Here is a 15,982-nt window from a genome sequence, read left to right on the forward strand (position 1 = left end):
TCAGCCACCGCTCCTTCGCCGCACTCGCCGTTCCGGCTCCGGCTCCTCCAGCGTGCCCGCGATGTAGTCGTGCAGTTTCTCGCCTGCGGCCTCGATCACTCCCTGGGCGGCGCCCTTGGTCTTGCCGCGCGCGACCCCCTGTGTGACGTCGCCGACGAGTTCGGGAAGCCCCGCCTTGTCCTGTCCGAGGTCCAGCCGGTTCACCGCCTCGGCGAAGCGCAGGTAGGTGTCCACGCTCGCCACCACGACGCGCGCGTCGATGGTGAGCACCTCGATGCCGACGAGCGAGACCCGGACGAAGGCGTCGATGACGAGTCCCTTGTCCAGGATCGTGTCGATGACGTCCGCCAGGCCTGAACCCGACGTGCGGTCCGGCAACCCTCCGCCTCCCGAAGGAACGGTCACCGTCATCCCCTCCACCTCCTCGTATGGGAATCTTCGCGGCGGGGTCGCGCCCCCGTGAGCGATCTCCCGCTCGATGCGACCCCGCCCCGCGCGCGCCGGGCGCCGTTCTCACGGTCCCGGCCGTCTCCGGCGCCGGCGGTCCTTCCGACCCGGCTTCACCGGCCGTGCCGCAACGACGCGGAGGACGCGCGCCTCTCCGGGGCCCTGCGGCGCCGGCGCTCCTCGGGCTCCTCCTCCTCGCCGGCCTCCTCGCGCTCCCTGGCCGGGCGCTCCTGCCCGCGTCTGCGCGCCGGGCGCTCCGCCGTCGGCCTGCGCGGCCTGACCGGCCGTGAGGACGCCCGCCGGGGCGCCTCGGCCTCCGGCTCCTCGGCCTCTTCCTCGAAGTCCTCTTCGTAGGGCTCTTCCTCGGGCTCTTCCCCGGGCCGCTCTTCGCCCTCGGCCTCCTCGAACTCGGCCTCTTCCTCGTAGGGCTCTTCCTCTTCCGCCCGCTCAAGGTCCTCCGGTTCGCGGCCCTCCTGCTCCTGCTCCTCCTGCACGGCGGTCTCGTGGTCCTTGACCACCTGGCTGTCGTGGATCACGCCACGCCAGCCTTCGATCTCGTCGGGGTGCAGCAGCGCCTGGGTCATGACGTGCCGCCGGAAGTGCTTCAGCTCCAGCCGGACCCGCCGTCCCTGGGCCCGCCACAGGTTGCCGGTACGCTCGAACATGCCCTGCGGGTGGTACTCCATGACGAGCAGGACCCGGGTCATGTCGGGCGTGACCTCGTGGAAGGTCACCGCGCCGTCGACGTGCCCCTTCGGCCCCTGCGACCGCCAGACGATCAGCTTGTCCGGTGTCTGCTCGAGGATCGTCGCCTCCCACGTACGGTGGGACCACCAGACCTGCGCCTTCCAGTCGAGCTTCTCGTCGGACTTCTGGTTGACCGTCTCGACCTTCTTCATGAAGCTCGGGAACTGCTCGAACTGCGTCCACTGGTCGTAGACGACGCGCAGCGGGGCGCCGATGTCGACGGACTCGACGATGTTGGTCAGCTTGAGCTTCTTGCTCCTGCCGCCCTTGCCTCCCCCGAGACGGCTGAAGATCCCCTTGACCTTCTCCTTGGCGTAGGTGGCGAGGGCCGACCGCATGGGATGGCTTCCTCCGCCTTCCGACCCGGTCAGCGAGCCGAGCAGCCCGGACACCCCCGGCCCCCGGGCCAGCGAGGACAACATCCCGGAACCCGACTTGCCGGTCACGGCCTCCATCAGGCCCGTGCCGCCGTCCTCGACGTAGCCCGTCAACCGGCCCGCGAGCCCGTCGATCTTGCCCGTGAGGTTGCTCAGCGCACGTTCGGCCACCGCCGTGGCCAGGCCCTGGAACTCCTGGCCGAGCCTGGCTGTCGGCAGTTCCTTGATCCCCGCCTTGAGCGGCCCTTCTCTCGTCTGCTCAGTCGCCTGCCCGGCCATACCCGATCACCTCCGAGCCCGCGTGACGGGCCGGGCCGGGCGCTGCGGTCTCCGCCTCGGCCTCTCCTCCGGCTCCGCCGCTTCGGGCTCCTCGTAGTCGTCCTCGTAGGGAGCCTCGTCGTACTCGTCTTCGTACTCGTCCTCGAAGTCCTCTTCCGGTTCCGGCCGCGTGGGAGCCTTGCCCCTCTGCCGGGGAATCCGGCCGCCGACCTTGCCCACCGTCTCCCCTGCGCGCTCCCCTACGCGCTCACCCGCACGCCCGGCGGCCTCACCGGCCCGGCCGGCCGCCTTTCCCGCGACCTCGCCCGCCTGCTCTCCCGCCTGTCCGGCGGCCGCGGTGGCGGCGCGCAGCGACTCCGCCCGCTGGTGCAACCGGTCGCTCAGGGAGTCGATCTGCTTGCTCGTGGCGTTGACTGCGGCTGCCTTGCCGATCTCCATCAGGTCACCGCGCACCCGCTCAGTGATCTTCCCGAGTTCGGGAGAGGCGCCGCCGAGCAGCTTGGTGCCCTGCTCGAGAAGCCCGCCGACACCGGCCCCCTTCAGGCGTTTGGCCAGCACTGCCATCGCCAGCGTCGCGGCCAGCCTGAGCTTGTGGTGCCGGCCGAGGTAATAGCCGGCGACCACGGCGGCGGCCATCTTGCATTCGTCCTTCATCGTCACTCCTCACGTGCTCGCCGGCCCGGCATGTCGCGCCACCAGACCAGCGGGTCCCCTGCCCCTTAAACCGACAGAGAAACACATATGACTCAATAGACGACAAAATCGATTAATGCCCTGCTAGCGCCTAATCCCTGCAATACAGCCCATAACCGAAATTCTTGGGCGTTTCGAGACGCCTCGGTGACCGAACCTCGCCCCACCCGGCGTCATCACACTACGCAAACGGGGTAATACGGGTGATCGATAGAGGAAAACGGACACATCAAACCAAGGGTGAAGTGGGGGATTCACATGGCAGGGTCCAGGACGCCGCCGGTACAGGGCATACCCGCTCAGCGGGAGAGCGGCGCCGAGCAGAGTCCCGCACAGGAGAGGAGCACCCTCACCCGGGAGCGCCGGACCGAATCGGCCCTGGTGACCGATCGGGGGCGCACCACCATCGCCGCGGAGGCGGTTGCGAAGATCGCCGGAGTCGCCGCCAGGGAGATCCCGGGGGTGCATGATTTCGGCACCGGTCCGGCACGGGCCTTCGGCGCGCTCAAGGGCAAGCTCGGGGTCGACGAGAGCGTCACCCGAGGTATCGCCGTCGAGGTCGGTGAACGTCAGGCCGCGGCGGACATCGCCCTGGTCGTGGAGTACGGCGTCGCCATCCCCGATCTCGCCGGAGCCGTCCGCCGCAACGTGATCAGCTCGGTGGAGAACATGTGCGGGCTCGAGGTCACCGAAGTCAACATCGCGGTGGACGACGTGCACCTGCCCCACGAGGACGAGGGCGAGGGCGGCGAGACCCAGACGGCGCCGCGGGTCAGATGAGCGGCGAGGTCGCGAGGATCGTCGCCGAGCGGGCCAGGACGTGCCCGTACGTGGCCGCGCTCTCGACCGGTCGGTTCGGGACGGTCACGACCTACCTGCCGGGCGAATCCGTGCCCGGCGTGTCGGTGCGGGACGACGAGATCGACGTCAGCGTGGTCGCGAATTACGGCTCGCCGCTGCCGAAGATCGCAGCCGCCGTCCGGGACGCGATCGGCGACGCGGCCGGCGGCAGGCGCGTGAACGTGACCATCGCCGATGTCCGGCCGATCAAGGCGGTCGAGAAGGCGGTCCAGAAAGACGAGAGGGGATCATCATGAAGCAGCTCCCCGTCATGGCCCTTGCCGGCCTCGCGTTCGGCACGGTCCTCGGCGTGGTCGGGGCCTTCGGCGGCCTCAACGCGTTCCTGATCGTGCTCGTGCTCGGTGTCGTCGGCTTCTTCGTCGGCCTGGCCGTCGAAGGCGGCGTCGAGATGCCGACGATGCGGGCGAGACGGCAATGACCGGCGCCGGCGGGCCCGGGGCGGTCGCGATATCCGATCGCGCCTTCACGAAGATAGCGACCGAGGTCGCGGCCGAAGACGACCGGATCGCGGAGCGGCCGCGCGTGGAGGCGTCCGTCAGCGGAGGGGTGGCCGCCGTGCGGTACCGGCTCTCCATCCGGTACCCGGCGCCCGTACGGCAGGTCACGGCAGAGGTGCGGCACCACGTACGGCAGCGGGTGCGCGAGCTCACCGGCATCGACGTCGAGAGCGTCGACATCGACGTCGTCGGGCTCGTACCCACGGAGGAGGCTCCATGACGACAGCCGAGACAGGTCCCGGACCCACCCGGCCGTCCGCGGCGCCCGGCGGGCACGTCACCGAGCCCACCGCGCCGGCGCGGCCGAGGGCGGCGGTTCGCGCCTTCCGGCCACGGCGGGTGATCCCCGCCGCGATCTCGGCGCTCGCGCTCCTGGCGGCGGGGATTCTGACCGCGGTCGAGACGATCTCGGCGCTGGCGGGCCGCCCGGCGAGGCTCCTGCCGTACGACCAGGTGTCCGAGTGGGCCGCGACCACCGCATGGCAGGACAGGCAGGCGCTCACGTCGGCGGGCATCACCGCCGTTCTGGGCCTGCTGCTCCTGCTGTTCGCACTGGTCGCCGGGCGTCCGCGCCTCGTCGCGCTGCGCACGGGAGACCCCGATCTGGTCGCGGGCGTGCGGCCGCGGACTTTGGCCAGGCTCCTCGGCGCGGCGGCGAGCGGCGCCGACGGGGTGCGGCGCGCCCGCACGAAGATCCGCGGACGCCAGGTCGTCGTCAAGGCCGCGACCGACCTGCGGGACACGGCCGGAGTCGAGCAGCGGGTGCTCACCGCCGTCGAGGACGAACTCGGCAGACTCGCGCCCATCGGCCGTTACGGGGTCCGGGCACGCGTGCGAGGCCCGTCATGAGGCGCCGCGCGGCGAAGGGCCGCGCTCTGGGCCGGGAGACCGCGCGAGCGAACCGGGCCGGTCTCACCACGCTCGGGCTGATCCTGTTCGCCGGAGGCGGGGCGGCCATCGCCCGCGGCCTGGGGGCCTTCGGCACCGCGGCGGCGCGGGAGCCGCTGCTCGACGGGGGCGTGACGTCCCTCACCCGGCAGGGCTGGTTCTGGCCGGCCGTCGCCGCCGGGTCCATCGTGGTGGCGCTCATCGGCCTGAGCTGGCTGCTCGCCCTGCTCCGGCCCGGCAGGCTCCGGCGGGTGCGCCTCGAGTCGGGAACCTCGGGAGTCACGGAGATGAACGGCCGGCTGGCGGGCGACGCGCTGGGAAGGCAGGTGAGCGGCTTCCCCGGCGTCCGGCAGGCGAGAGCCGTGCTGCGGGGCACCGCCGACAGGCCCGCTCTGGACGTGCGCGTCACCACACGCGACCCGGCCGCTGTGGGTTCCGTCCTGGCCCGGCTGCGCGACGAGGCGTTCCCCGCCATCAGGACCACGCTGGGGTTCGAGCGGCTGCCCGCGCTCGTGCGTCTGGGGTTCGCGAAGAGCAGGCCGCCCCGCGAGGTCCACTGACCCGCGAGCGGCATCGGGGCCGGGCGTGCGCCGGCCCCGCATTCGCCGTCCGGCCGCCCGGGAATCCGGCCCCACGCCGACCTGGAGCCTCCGGCATTGCCGGGAATCGCCGGGGCGAAGCGTTCACAGCGCGTTACCGTCGTCGTCGGCCCCGGGGCGTTCGCGGTCCCGGGGACATCCGTCCCCCCGGAAAGGCCCCCCATGATGCACGCGTCCCTGCGAGCGACCTCCGCCCTCGCCCTGCTCCTGTTCTCCGCCCTGTTCTCCGTCCTGGCCGCCGCGCCCGCGCACGCGCGGACCTGCGCGTACGGCTTCTGCGGCGAGGTGCGGAACACGTTGCCGCGGTCGTTCACGGTGAAGGCCGCGGCCTTCGGCGAGGGATCGGAACGCTGCGCCACCTACAACGCGGGCGGCTTCCCCTGCCGCACCTACTGGCTGCCCAGCGGGAAGAGCAGCAAAGACGTGGGGGTGGAGGACGCGGACGCGTTCATGGTGACGTCGACCTACCAGGTGGGCCGGATCGCGGGCACCACCGTTCCCGGGTTCACCTGGACGAGGATCACCTCCCCGCTCACCGCCTTCTGCGGGCTGCCCCGGGAGGCGACCACGCCCACGTGCTACTGGTGACCTCGCGTCCCGTGCGCGACCGGGCCGGGCTCGGGTTCTGGCTGGGGCGCCGGCTCCTCGCCGCCCGCGGCCTGGACGCGTTCGGAGTGCCGCAGGTGCTCACGGGCGGTGAACAGGATCAGGATCCCGACGACCAGGGCTCCGGCGCCGACGTAGAACGGCACGTGCACGTTGGTGTGCTCCACCAGCTTGCCCGCCGCGAACGGGGCGAGCCCGCCGCCGATGAACCGGACGAACCCGTACGCCGCCGAGGCGATCGGCCGCTCGACCGGGGAGACCGTCATCACCGCCTGTGTGGTCACCGTGTTGTTCACGCCGATGAACACGCCCGCCACGATGACGGCCGTGATCAGCACGGGCGGATGATCGGTCCAGATGGCGATCACCAGCACGGTGACGGCGAACAGGGCGAGGTTGGCGTACAGCGTGCGGGCGACGCCGAAGCGGCTCTGGAGGCGGGGCGCCCCGAACACGGCGAAGACGGCGACGAGCACGCCCCAGCCGGTGAAGACGAAGCCGAGCTGGATGGCGTCGAGCCCCATCGGGAACGGCGCGTACCCGAGGACGGTGAAGAACGCCCAGTTGTAGCACAGAGCGGTGAGCGACATGGCCAGCAGGCCGCGGTGCCGCAGCGCGCGCAGCGGCTCGCCCACGCCGGTCTTCCTGGCCGGAGCCGGCGTCGGCCGCACCAGCACGACGGTGGAGATCAACGCGATCGCCATCAGGAACGCGACCCCGAAGAACGGCCCGCGCCAGCTGATGGTCCCGAGGAGGCCGCCGAGCAGCGGGCCCACGGCGATGCCCACTCCCAGCGCGGCCTCGTACAAGATGATGGCCCCGATGAATCCGCCGCTCGCAGAGGCGATGATCACGGCGAGGGACGTGGCGATGAACAGCGCGTTGCCCACGCCCCAGCCCGCGCGGAACCCGACGATCCCGCCGATGCCGGAGGAGGCGCCGGCCAGCGCGCTGAACACGACGATGAGGGCGAGGCCCGCGATCAGGGTCCGCTTGGCGCCGATGCGGCTGGACACCCAGCCGGTGATCAGCATCGCGACGGCCGTCACCACCAGATAGCTGGTGAACAGCAGGGTGACCTGGCTGGGAGTGGCGTTCAGCTCACTGGAGATCGCGGGCAGGATCGGGTCCACCAGCCCGATCCCCATGAAGGAGACCACGCAGGCGAAGGCGACCGCGAAGACGGCCTTCGGCTGCTTGAAGGGGTTCGCGGCCACGGAATGACCACTCATCGGCATGCTCCACATCAACGGGGGTTCAGAAGGTCCGGCCTGCTGCCGGGCGCTCGTCGGGCATCAGGCTCGTCAGGCTGCCGATGGCGGGCAGCGCGGTGACGAGGGCGTCCAGTTCCTCCTCGGGCAGCCGGGACAGCAGCTCGGAGAGCAGGGCGGCGCGGGCCGCCCTGCGCTCGGCCAGGGCGGCCCGTCCGGCGTCGGTGACGTGGACCAGCACGACACGCCCGTCGTCGGGATCGCCCGCGCGTACGGCGAGGCCCGCATCCTGCAACCGGGAGACGAGCTGGGTCATGGCGGGCTGGGTCACGCCCTCGCCCATCGCCAGATCGGTCAGCCGCCTGGGGCCCGACCGCTCGAGGAGGGACAACACCGACACCGCGGTGAGCGACAGTTCGCCGCGGGGCGCCAGCCGCAGGAACATCCGCGTCAGCCGTTCCAGCGCCGTCGTGATCTCGATCGCGGGCAGGTCGCGGTCACCTGAAAAATCCATAAGTAACTTATATCAAGACATTATGCACATCATGCACGCGGGTGTTCTCCGGCATCGCCAGGGCGGCCGCCCATCATGCGCAACATCGGCACGCCGCCCGTACGGACGAAGCGGACGACCATCGCGGCCGCCAGGACGAGGAAACAGATGTTGAGCCAGGTCGTGTAGTTCCACGCCACATGGGCCTCGACCACCCGGGCCGCCCGTTCCCGCGGCGTCAGGCCCAGCGCCCAGAAGATCAGCTCGACGAGATACCCGGCGGCGGCCATCGCGAGGAAGAAGGTGCCAGCGATGAACGCGGCCATCCGCGGGCCGTAGTACTTCCGGTAGATGTTGAGGATCGGCAGGATGATCAGGTCGGCGAAGATGAACGCGACCACTCCCCCGAAGCTGATCCCGCCGTTCCACAACACCGCCGCGAGCGGCACGTTGCCGATCGAGCACACGAAGCTGACGACGGCGACCAGCGGCCCGACGACCGGCCCCCACAGCACCGAGAGGAGCGGATCCTCGGTGAGGAAGAAGCCTTTCCAGAACTCCATGGGAACCCACGCGGCGAGCGCGCCGGTGATCAGCAGTCCGACCACGATGTCGCGCCAGATCGCCGCCCACTCCATGACGAAGATGTGCGACACCGAGGTGAGGCCCCGCGGCGAGGTGAGCCGCCGCAGGAACGAGCCGCCGCCCGCCATCGACATGTCCATCGCGGCGTGCCCCTCCATCGATCCGGCCAGCCCCTTGCCCGACTGCCGCAGCGCGTCGGCGACGAGCCTGCGCCGCAGGAGGATCCGGTACAGCACCGCGATCAGCACGATCATGATCGGCCCGCCGACGAACTCCGCCAGCGTGAACTGCCAGCCCAGCAGCAGGGCCAGCAGGATGCCCAGTTCGAGGACGAGGTTGGTCGAGGCGATCTCGAAGGTCATGGCCGCGGTGAAGGTCGCCCCCTTGCGGAACAGCGACCGCGCGAGCGCCACCGCCGCGTAGGAGCACGACGAGGAGGCCATCCCCAGCCCCGTCGCGGCGGCGAGCGCCCTCGGCGAGTCGTCGCCGAGCAGGGCGGTGACGGCCTGACGGCGCACAACGGCCTGCACGATCGCGGACAGGACGAACCCGAGGATCAGCGCCCAGAGGATCTCCCACCCCATGGCTCCGGCGAGCGCCAGCGCGTGCCACAACCAGTCCATCCGCGGAACCTCCCGGCAGGCGGCCCCCGATCTCGCGGGCGTGGCTTCGTGAGCGGGGTTCTCGGGCCGTGCGTACCCGTACGGGATCCGGACTAACGACGCAGTCTTTCCAAGATTTGGAGTTCCAGATCGAGCGCCCTGGATAGGGCTCACGTAGCCTCTGAAAGGTACATATGTGGATGAAGTTTCAAAGGAGGGGCCGCCCGGGGAGGAAGGGATGCCGGTGCAGCTACGCCCTCACTCGATCCGGGCGCGCTTCACCCTGGTGACCGCGGTTCTGGCCCTGATCGTCTTCACCCTCATCGGCATCGGTCTCGACTTCGCGGTCCGGATCAGGATCCAGGACGGCATCTTCGCCGAGTCGCAGCGCCTCGCCACCTCCTGGATCGACTGGCAGCCCTACGCCGCGCCGCAGCCCGCCACCACGACCCGGATCGATCTGCTCCAGTTCACCGACTCCCACGGCACGGTCCTCGCGGCCAGCAAGGCGGCAGGCCACGTGCCGATCAGCACGCTGCACCCGCCCTCTGACGACCGGATCCTGCACGGCATCTCCTGCACCCCCGCGCGGTGCGTCGTGTTCACCGTCGTCCGGCTCCCTCTTCTGCAGACGACGATGCTCTGGTCGGGCGAGCCCCACTTCGTGTACGCCGGAATGGTCCAGCCGCCGATCCTCTCCGGGCACCGCCTGGAATGGCTCACCGGCCTCGGCGTCGCGCTGATGTCCGGCCTCGCGGCATGGGTGGCCTGGTGGGTGGTCGGGCGCACGCTGCGGCCGGTTGCGGAGATCCGTGCCAGGACGGCCGAGATCACGGTCAGCGACCTGAGCCTGCGCCTCCCCCAGCCGCCCGGCCGCGACGAGATCGCCCAACTGGCCCGTACGACCAACCGGACCCTCGCCCGGCTGGAGGAGGCGGTGAACCAGCAGCGCCAGTTCGCCTCCGTCGTCTCGCACGAGCTCAGGAACCCGGTCACCGGCCTCTACACGCGACTGGAGGAGGCCGTGCTCCACCCCGACGAGGTGGATCTCCGGGAGACCGTCGCGGCGGCGCTGTCGACCACGAAGCGCATGCACGCGATCATCGACGACATCCTGGCCCTCGCCAGGCTCAGGACCGTCATCCCCGCACCGCCCGAGCCGATCGATCTCGGCGCCCTGGTGGCGGAGGAGGCGGCCGGCCAGGTGAACGGCCCGCCGGTGCGCACCCGCACCACCGCCGGCCTGATGGTCCTGGGCAATCGGATCCAGCTGATCGGCATGCTGAACAACCTCCTGGCGAACGCCTGCAGGCACGCCGAGACGACCGTGGAGGTGAGCACGGGACGGGCGGGCGGATACGCCGTGGTGAACGTGGTCGACGACGGGGCGGGCATCGCGCCCGAGGACAGGGAGCGCGTGTTCGAGCCGTTCGTCCGCCTGGCCGACGGCCGCCGGCGAGACCCGGGAGGCAGCGGACTCGGCCTCGCCATCTGCCGCGGCATCGCCGGCGCCCACCACGGGACCTTGAACGTCGAGGACTCACCACGTGGCGCCCGGTTCGTCCTGCGCCTGCCGCTCATGGAGACGCACCGGTCGCAGGCGCACGACTGACCGGGCACCGGCCGGGCGGATCAGACCGGATCAGACCAGATCAGACCAGGCAGAACTCGTTCCCCTCCGGATCGGCCATCACCACATGATCAGGCCTTCCCTGCAGGTCGTCCTGACGGATCACGGTCGCGCCCGCGGCGGTCAACCTCTCCACCGCCTCGACCACGCGCGGCCACCTCATCTCCCAGGGCGTGGCCCGCCCTCCGCCGACGTGCACGTCGAGGTGCACCCGGTTCTTCGCCGCCTTCGGCTCCGGCACCCGCAGGAAGGACAGGTCGGGGCCCACACCGTCGGGATCGGACAGGTAGGCGCCGTCGCCCCACTCCTCTTCGGGCACGTCGTGATGCGCGAACCACTCCTCCCAGCTCCCGAAGCCGGCCGGCGGCGGCTTCTCCGTGTATCCCAGGGCCAGCGCCCAGAACCGCGCAAGCGTCGCCGGCTGCGCACAGTCGATCGTCAGATTCCATCTGGTCGCCATGGAGTCTCCTCTTCCTGCCGAGAACGGCGTCTGCGCATCATGCCCCTCAGCGAGGGCCGGGGTGAAGCTCCGGCGGCCCGCCCATCGCGCGATTCGGGTATGTCGGAAACTTCAGCCCAGTCTTCTTGTTCGCGGACGATCTCCATCTATAGGTTGAGGCCGCCCGTATGTCGCCGCATCCCCCGGGGGCTCGCATGACCGGCCAGGACCTCGACCCTCACACCCCGGTCGTCGTCGGTGTCGGTCAGTCGTCGGAGCGCCTGGACGACCCCGGCTACCGCCGGTCGTCCGCGGTCGACCTCGCCGCGGCGGCGGTGCGTGCGGCGCTCGCCGACACCGGCGCCGATCCCGCCGCGGTGGCCACGGCCGTCGACACCGTGGCGGGCGTGCGGCAGTTCGAGACCTCCTCCCCCGCCGCCCCGGCGCCGCTGGGAAAGTCCACGAACTTCCCCCGCTCGGTCGCGCGCAGAGTCGGCGCGGACCCCGCGCGGGCGATCCTCGAGGTGACCGGCGGCCAGGGACCGCAACACCTGGTCAACGAACTCTCCGCGACGATCGCCGGCGGCGACTGCGACGTCGCGCTGATCTTCGGCGGTGAGGCGATCTCCACGGTCCGGCGCTTCGCCGGCGCACCCGATCGGCCCGACTTCTCCGAGACGGTCGAAGGCGACCTCGAGGACCGCGGCTACGGGCTGGCCGGGATGGTCTCGCGACTCCAGGCGGCCCACGGGCTGACCGGGGCCCCCAGCCAGTACGCGCTGTTCGACAACGCGCGCCGCGCGCGCCTGAAGCAGAGCCGCGAGGAGTACGCGGCCGGCATGGGCGCGCTGTTCGCGCCTTTCACCAAGGTCGCCGCCGCGAACCCGCACGCCGCCGCCCCGGCCGAGCGCACGGCAGCGGAGCTCGTCACCCCGACCGAGCGCAACCGGATGATCGCCGAGCCGTACACGCGCTATGTGGTGGCAAGGGAGAAGGTCAACCAGGGCGCCGCCGTCCTGCTCATGTCGGTGGCGGCCGCCCGCCGCCTCGGCGTGCCCGAGGACCGGTGGGTCTTCCTCCCCGGCCATGCGGACCTGCGCGACCAGGACCTGCTGGACCGTGCCGACCTCAGCGCAGGTCCCGCGTCGGTCATGGCGGTCCGGCACGCGCTGGAGGTGGCCGGCGTCGGCGTCGCCGACCTGCTCACCATCGACCTCTACAGCTGCTTCCCCATCGCGGTCTCCAACATCTGCGACGGGCTGGGCCTGACCGCGGACGATCCCCGGGGCCTGACCGTGACCGGTGGGCTGCCGTTCTTCGGCGGAGCGGGCAACGACTACTCGATGCACGCCATCGCCGAGACCGTACAGCGGATGCGCGCGGCTCCGGGAGCGTACGGGCTGGTCGGCGCCAACGGCGGGCTCCTGAGCAAGTACTCAGCCGGCGTCTACTCCACCACGCCGGGCGGCTGGCGGCCCGACCGCAGCGCCACGCTCCAGGCGGAGATCGACTCCTGGCCCGCTGTGGAGCAGGCCGTACAGCCCGACGGGTGGGCCACGATCGAGACCTACACCGTCAGGCACCGGCGCGGAGGCGACAGGTTCGGCATCGTCGTCGGCCGTCTCGAGGCGGACGGCCGGCGGTTCGTCGCCAGGACCGTTGACTCCGACGCCGGCATGCTCGACCTGCTGAGCACCGGCGAGCCGATCGGCCGCCGCGTCTACGTCCGCTCCTTCTCCACGGGCAACCGCGTCACCACCGGCGACGCGCGGATGGACGAGCTGTTCCCGCCGCCCCCCAACCCCTTGGCGTGATCATGCACAGATTCGCGCTCAGGCCGTTCCACCTGCGCATCCCCTCACCGTGATCATGCGCAGATTCGGCGACAAGCCCTCTGACCGGGCTGAACCCGGTTCGTGATCATGCACGCCGTGGACGTCCAGATCACATGCATGATCACGAATGGTGTGCACGCAGCCCAGGACGCCGATCTACGAACCTGAGCATGATCACGAACAGGAAATGCTCAGGTCGGGTGACATTCCGACGAATCCGTGCATGATCACCCACGAGGACGCGCGGCGGTTCAGGAGGTGACGGCGCACCTGCCGCGATCCGCCCTGACGGGACCCGCCGAGGTGGGACGCACGTCGAAGTCGAAGATCGCTGTAGGGATGTACAGCGAGCAGCAGGCGTTCGGGATGTCGACGATCCCGCTGATCCTGCCCTCGATCGGTGCGGCTCCGAGGAGCAGGTACGCCTGCTCCCCCGAGTAGCCCCACTTCTTCAGGTACTCGATCGCGTTCAGGCAGGCCCGCCGGTAGGCCAGGGTCGCGTCGAGATAGCGGTTGGCGCCGTTCTCGTGGTCGACGGAGATCCCGATGAACGACAGGAACTCGGAGTAGCGCGGTTCGACGTTGCCCGGCTGGAAGATCGGGTTGGTCGTCACGCCGTACTTCTCCATGCCGTCCTTGATGAGATCGACGTGGAAGTCGATGAACCCGCCCATCTCGATCGCGCCGCAGAAGGTGATCTCGCCGTCGCCCTGGCTGAAGTGGAGATCGCCGACGGACAGCTTGGCGCCCTCGACGAACACGGGACACAGGACCCGCGCGCCCCGGGTGAAGTTCTTGATGTCCTGGTTGCCGCCGTTCTCACGGGGAGGGACCGTACGGGCGCCCTCGGCGGCGATGCGGGCCGCCACCGCGCCGGTGGCCGTGCCGGTGACGGCGTTGCGAGGCTCCGGCGGCAGGCCAAGCGGCGGCACGCGGCCGGGATCGGTGTCGATCAGGGCCTGTTCCCGGCGGTTCCAGGCCGCGAGCAGGTCGGGAGACGGAGCCGTGCCGAACAGACCGGGATGGGTGATGCCCGTGAACCGGACCCCCGGCAGGTGGCGGGAGGTCGCCTGCTGCCCGTGGAAGTCCCAGATCGCCTTGTAGGCGTCGGGGAAGCGGTCAGTGAGGAAGCCGCCGCCGTTGACCTCGGCGAAGATCCCTGTGTAGCCCCATCCCTGTCCCGCGATCTCACCGGTCTGCTGCGGCACGGGACCGAGATCGAGGATGTCGACGACCAGCAGGTCGCCGGGCCGCGCGCCTTCGATCGCCACGGGCCCGCTCAGCATGTGCGGAAGCGTCAGATCGATGTCCCTGACGTCGTCGGCGGAGTCGTTGTTCCCGATCTGGGCGTCGGTCCAGTCCCTGCACTCCACCCGGAACTCGTCCCCCGGCCGTACGGTCGCGACGACGGGGACGTCCGGATGCCACCTGTTGTGGCCGGGCACCTCCTGATCCCGCATGGAACGGGACTGGTCCACCTGGAAAACGACCTCGGGCATGGCGACCTCCTCCGTCGACGCCCGGCCCGCGCGTGCGGACCCCGCTTCGACGCCGGAGCGGAAGGACCTCCTCGCGGGCCCGGGTGCCGGTTAATTCGGCCGTCAGCGGCGCCGCCCACGACGGGGCACGGTGGAGACGACCTCGGGTTCGTCCCGGCTCCGCTCCTCCCGTGCCAGCGCGCCGGACAGTGCCGGGGCCAGCCGGGACAGGCGGGGGGCGGAGTAGACGCGGCGGGCGCCCCCGCCGCACCACGGGCACTCCCGGTGCTCCGACGCGGTCCCCATGGGCAGGACGACGTCGAACGGTCCGCAGGCCGAGCACAGGAATTCATAGGTGGCCATGGCACCCCCCGTTGAGCACGATCCGGACATCCGGGGCCACCTCCCCACAGTACGCCCGGCCATCCAGCGAACTTCGATCCCCGTCAGCCGTCCAGCCCGCCCACGGCCTCGACGACGGCCAGAGCGCCGTCCTCCGCGCCGACGCGGCCGGCGAGCTCGGCCGCCCTGCGCCGATAGGCCGGTTCGGACACGGCGGAGCCGAGTGCATCGGCCAGCCGGTCGGCCGACAGGTGCCGGAACGGTAGCGCACCAGGACCCACACCCAGCACGGCCAGCCGCGAGGCCCACAGGCGCTGGTCGGCGACGACGGGCAGGCCCACAGCGGGAACACCGGCCCGTATTCCGGCCGCCGTGGTCCCGCTTCCGGCGTGGTGGGCCACCGCGGCCATCCGCGGGAACAGCCAGTCGTGCGGCACGTCCTCGACGCCCAGAACGTCGTCACCCTCCGCCGCCATGCCTGCAGGCCCGGTCTGCAGAACGCCCCGCAGCCGTGCCCGCCGGAGCGCCGCGAGGGCGATCTCGGTGTGGCGGCCGAGGTTCGCCGAGGCCATGCTGCCGAACCCCACGAACACCGGGGGCGGGCCCGACTCCAGGAAATCGAGCAGTTTCGCCGGAGGCCGCCAGCCAGGCGCGCGCTCCGGCCACCAGTAGCCGACCACCTCCAGCCCCTCCCGCCAGTCCGCCGGGCGCGGGAGCACGCAGGCGCTGTATCCGTGGAGGACCGGCCATCGGGTGGCCTCGCGGCGCCGGTAGACCTTCCTGGAGGTCGTCGGGGGAAGACCGAGCCGGGCGCGCAGATCCTTGGCTGAGCCCGCGTGCGCGGGAGACGGAACGGTGAACAGCACGCGGGCGGCGGCCCGGTTGCCCCACCGGCCGAGGGAGCGGGAGAAGGCACCCATGACCGGCGGGAAGTCTCCGGTCGGCTCCACCGGCTGCAGATGGACGCCGATGCTGGGAAGTCCCATGGCCTCGGCCACGTGATATCCGGCAGAAGCCGGAGCGTTCAGGAGGAGCACGTCGGCGCCCCGCTCCGCTGCCTGGACGATCCCGTCCGCCGTCTGCCTGCCGTACTCGGCGAACATCCTCGCCTTGGCCGTCGGCGCGGCCTTCAACCCGCCGGCCACCACAGGAAGAAGCGGAATCGGGTCTCCGGGTATGGCGCGGAACTCCAGGCCGGAGCCGGTCACAAGGGGGCCATAGGGCTGGTGCGCGGCGATCGCGACCTCGTGACCCGCGTCGCGGAGACGGGCTCCCAGGCCGGTGTACGGTGCGACGTCGCCGCGGGTGCCGAGCCCGATGATCAGCACTCGCATACGGAGAGATCTCTGTGGCGAACGATGGGCATGGTCGTC

The 15,982-nt window shown here is 71.0% G+C and carries 19 protein-coding genes; 9 read left to right on the plus strand and 10 right to left on the minus strand.

The annotated features are described in order from the left end of the window. The 3 genes from gvpJ to Pka01_RS39080 all read right to left on the minus strand — a co-directional run bounded on the left by gvpJ (position 1) and on the right by Pka01_RS39080 (position 2,504). Positions 1–411 carry a gas vesicle protein GvpJ gene (gene gvpJ / locus Pka01_RS39070; protein WP_203888056.1) on the minus strand — a complete coding sequence of 137 codons (411 nt, stop codon included), beginning with the start codon at positions 409–411 and terminating at the stop codon, positions 1–3. Positions 412–560: 149 nt separating this feature from the next. Continuing rightward, the gene (locus tag Pka01_RS39075) at positions 561–1,850 is read right to left on the minus strand and encodes an SRPBCC family protein (protein WP_203888057.1); all 1,290 of its coding nucleotides are present in this window, start codon (positions 1,848–1,850) and stop codon (positions 561–563) included. A gap of 6 nt (positions 1,851–1,856) precedes the next feature. Then, on the minus strand, positions 1,857–2,504 hold the full coding sequence (locus tag Pka01_RS39080) for a hypothetical protein (RefSeq protein ID WP_203888058.1): 648 nt from the start codon (positions 2,502–2,504) through the stop codon (positions 1,857–1,859). A 297-nt stretch (positions 2,505–2,801) separates the two neighbouring features. Here Pka01_RS39080 and Pka01_RS39085 point away from each other — a divergent pair, with 297 nt between their 5' ends. From Pka01_RS39085 to Pka01_RS39115, 7 genes are all read left to right on the plus strand, one after another. Further along, positions 2,802–3,323, plus strand: coding sequence for an Asp23/Gls24 family envelope stress response protein (locus Pka01_RS39085; RefSeq protein ID WP_203888059.1), 522 nt, complete (start codon positions 2,802–2,804; stop codon positions 3,321–3,323). Further along, on the plus strand, positions 3,320–3,640 hold the full coding sequence (locus Pka01_RS39090; RefSeq protein ID WP_203888060.1) for an Asp23/Gls24 family envelope stress response protein: 321 nt from the start codon (positions 3,320–3,322) through the stop codon (positions 3,638–3,640). Before Pka01_RS39085 ends, Pka01_RS39090 begins: the two co-directional genes overlap by 4 nt. Continuing rightward, on the plus strand, positions 3,637–3,822 hold the full coding sequence (locus tag Pka01_RS39095; protein ID WP_203888061.1) for a hypothetical protein: 186 nt from the start codon (positions 3,637–3,639) through the stop codon (positions 3,820–3,822). Before Pka01_RS39090 ends, Pka01_RS39095 begins: the two co-directional genes overlap by 4 nt. Continuing rightward, complete coding sequence (locus Pka01_RS39100; protein ID WP_203888062.1) at positions 3,819–4,121, plus strand: Asp23/Gls24 family envelope stress response protein; 303 nt, start codon at positions 3,819–3,821, stop codon at positions 4,119–4,121. The genes Pka01_RS39095 and Pka01_RS39100 overlap by 4 nt, the downstream gene beginning before the upstream one ends. Beyond that, positions 4,118–4,750 (plus strand): DUF6286 domain-containing protein, encoded by a 633-nt coding sequence (locus Pka01_RS39105; RefSeq protein ID WP_203888063.1) that lies wholly within the window; start codon positions 4,118–4,120, stop codon positions 4,748–4,750. The genes Pka01_RS39100 and Pka01_RS39105 overlap by 4 nt, the downstream gene beginning before the upstream one ends. Beyond that, positions 4,747–5,349 carry an Asp23/Gls24 family envelope stress response protein gene (locus Pka01_RS39110; RefSeq protein WP_203888064.1) on the plus strand — a complete coding sequence of 201 codons (603 nt, stop codon included), beginning with the start codon at positions 4,747–4,749 and terminating at the stop codon, positions 5,347–5,349. Before Pka01_RS39105 ends, Pka01_RS39110 begins: the two co-directional genes overlap by 4 nt. Positions 5,350–5,550: 201 nt before the next feature. After that, positions 5,551–5,976, plus strand: coding sequence for a hypothetical protein (locus Pka01_RS39115; protein ID WP_203888065.1), 426 nt, complete (start codon positions 5,551–5,553; stop codon positions 5,974–5,976). On the opposite strand, the gene Pka01_RS39120 is transcribed toward Pka01_RS39115, so the two are convergent. Genes Pka01_RS39120 through Pka01_RS39130 form a run of 3 tightly spaced genes read right to left on the minus strand, consistent with a single transcriptional unit; the run spans position 5,967 to position 8,906 of the window. After that, positions 5,967–7,226: an MFS transporter gene (locus tag Pka01_RS39120; protein WP_239116262.1), complete on the minus strand. Its 1,260-nt coding sequence runs from the start codon at positions 7,224–7,226 to the stop codon at positions 5,967–5,969. The genes Pka01_RS39115 and Pka01_RS39120 overlap by 10 nt on opposite strands. A gap of 25 nt (positions 7,227–7,251) precedes the next feature. Then, entirely contained in the window at positions 7,252–7,719 is a 468-nt protein-coding gene (locus Pka01_RS39125) for a MarR family winged helix-turn-helix transcriptional regulator (protein WP_239116263.1), read from the minus strand. Between the two features lie 29 nt (positions 7,720–7,748). After that, positions 7,749–8,906 carry a permease gene (locus Pka01_RS39130; RefSeq protein WP_203888067.1) on the minus strand — a complete coding sequence of 386 codons (1,158 nt, stop codon included), beginning with the start codon at positions 8,904–8,906 and terminating at the stop codon, positions 7,749–7,751. A 217-nt stretch (positions 8,907–9,123) separates the two neighbouring features. Here Pka01_RS39130 and Pka01_RS39135 point away from each other — a divergent pair, with 217 nt between their 5' ends. After that, positions 9,124–10,497 carry a sensor histidine kinase gene (locus Pka01_RS39135; protein WP_203888068.1) on the plus strand — a complete coding sequence of 458 codons (1,374 nt, stop codon included), beginning with the start codon at positions 9,124–9,126 and terminating at the stop codon, positions 10,495–10,497. A 40-nt stretch (positions 10,498–10,537) separates the two neighbouring features. On the opposite strand, the gene Pka01_RS39140 is transcribed toward Pka01_RS39135, so the two are convergent. Next, a complete protein-coding gene (locus tag Pka01_RS39140) occupies positions 10,538–10,975 on the minus strand; it encodes a VOC family protein (RefSeq protein ID WP_203888069.1) in 438 nt (145 codons plus the stop codon). 194 nt (positions 10,976–11,169) lie between these two features. Between Pka01_RS39140 and Pka01_RS39145 the strand changes: the two genes are divergently transcribed. Next, a complete protein-coding gene (locus Pka01_RS39145; protein ID WP_203888070.1) occupies positions 11,170–12,768 on the plus strand; it encodes an acetyl-CoA acetyltransferase in 1,599 nt (532 codons plus the stop codon). A gap of 272 nt (positions 12,769–13,040) precedes the next feature. Here Pka01_RS39145 and fmdA read toward each other — a convergent pair whose 3' ends face one another. The 3 genes from fmdA to Pka01_RS39160 form a co-directional block, all read right to left on the minus strand. Continuing rightward, positions 13,041–14,288: a formamidase gene (gene fmdA / locus Pka01_RS39150; protein WP_203888071.1), complete on the minus strand. Its 1,248-nt coding sequence runs from the start codon at positions 14,286–14,288 to the stop codon at positions 13,041–13,043. A gap of 102 nt (positions 14,289–14,390) precedes the next feature. Then, the gene (locus Pka01_RS39155) at positions 14,391–14,630 is read right to left on the minus strand and encodes an FmdB family zinc ribbon protein (protein WP_203888072.1); all 240 of its coding nucleotides are present in this window, start codon (positions 14,628–14,630) and stop codon (positions 14,391–14,393) included. 83 nt (positions 14,631–14,713) lie between these two features. Further along, entirely contained in the window at positions 14,714–15,943 is a 1,230-nt protein-coding gene (locus tag Pka01_RS39160) for a glycosyltransferase (RefSeq protein ID WP_203888073.1), read from the minus strand. Positions 15,944–15,982 lie beyond the last annotated feature (39 nt).

This window comes from Planotetraspora kaengkrachanensis (assembly GCF_016862895.1).
GTDB lineage: Bacteria > Actinomycetota > Actinomycetes > Streptosporangiales > Streptosporangiaceae > Planotetraspora > Planotetraspora kaengkrachanensis.

Excerpts from the sequence above, each read along its gene's own strand:
- gvpJ (WP_203888056.1), bottom strand. The coding sequence starts at position 411 with ATGACGGTGACCGTTCCTTCGGGAGGCGGAGGGTTGCCGGACCGCACG.
- Pka01_RS39075 (WP_203888057.1), bottom strand. The coding sequence starts at position 1,850 with ATGGCCGGGCAGGCGACTGAGCAGACGAGAGAAGGGCCGCTCAAGGCG.
- Pka01_RS39080 (WP_203888058.1), bottom strand. The coding sequence starts at position 2,504 with ATGAAGGACGAATGCAAGATGGCCGCCGCCGTGGTCGCCGGCTATTAC.
- Pka01_RS39085 (WP_203888059.1), top strand. The coding sequence starts at position 2,802 with ATGGCAGGGTCCAGGACGCCGCCGGTACAGGGCATACCCGCTCAGCGG.
- Pka01_RS39090 (WP_203888060.1), top strand. The coding sequence starts at position 3,320 with ATGAGCGGCGAGGTCGCGAGGATCGTCGCCGAGCGGGCCAGGACGTGC.
- Pka01_RS39095 (WP_203888061.1), top strand. The coding sequence starts at position 3,637 with ATGAAGCAGCTCCCCGTCATGGCCCTTGCCGGCCTCGCGTTCGGCACG.
- Pka01_RS39100 (WP_203888062.1), top strand. The coding sequence starts at position 3,819 with ATGACCGGCGCCGGCGGGCCCGGGGCGGTCGCGATATCCGATCGCGCC.
- Pka01_RS39105 (WP_203888063.1), top strand. The coding sequence starts at position 4,118 with ATGACGACAGCCGAGACAGGTCCCGGACCCACCCGGCCGTCCGCGGCG.
- Pka01_RS39110 (WP_203888064.1), top strand. The coding sequence starts at position 4,747 with ATGAGGCGCCGCGCGGCGAAGGGCCGCGCTCTGGGCCGGGAGACCGCG.
- Pka01_RS39115 (WP_203888065.1), top strand. The coding sequence starts at position 5,551 with ATGATGCACGCGTCCCTGCGAGCGACCTCCGCCCTCGCCCTGCTCCTG.
- Pka01_RS39120 (WP_239116262.1), bottom strand. The coding sequence starts at position 7,226 with ATGAGTGGTCATTCCGTGGCCGCGAACCCCTTCAAGCAGCCGAAGGCC.
- Pka01_RS39125 (WP_239116263.1), bottom strand. The coding sequence starts at position 7,719 with ATGGATTTTTCAGGTGACCGCGACCTGCCCGCGATCGAGATCACGACG.
- Pka01_RS39130 (WP_203888067.1), bottom strand. The coding sequence starts at position 8,906 with ATGGACTGGTTGTGGCACGCGCTGGCGCTCGCCGGAGCCATGGGGTGG.
- Pka01_RS39135 (WP_203888068.1), top strand. The coding sequence starts at position 9,124 with ATGCCGGTGCAGCTACGCCCTCACTCGATCCGGGCGCGCTTCACCCTG.
- Pka01_RS39140 (WP_203888069.1), bottom strand. The coding sequence starts at position 10,975 with ATGGCGACCAGATGGAATCTGACGATCGACTGTGCGCAGCCGGCGACG.
- Pka01_RS39145 (WP_203888070.1), top strand. The coding sequence starts at position 11,170 with ATGACCGGCCAGGACCTCGACCCTCACACCCCGGTCGTCGTCGGTGTC.
- fmdA (WP_203888071.1), bottom strand. The coding sequence starts at position 14,288 with ATGCCCGAGGTCGTTTTCCAGGTGGACCAGTCCCGTTCCATGCGGGAT.
- Pka01_RS39155 (WP_203888072.1), bottom strand. The coding sequence starts at position 14,630 with ATGGCCACCTATGAATTCCTGTGCTCGGCCTGCGGACCGTTCGACGTC.
- Pka01_RS39160 (WP_203888073.1), bottom strand. The coding sequence starts at position 15,943 with ATGCGAGTGCTGATCATCGGGCTCGGCACCCGCGGCGACGTCGCACCG.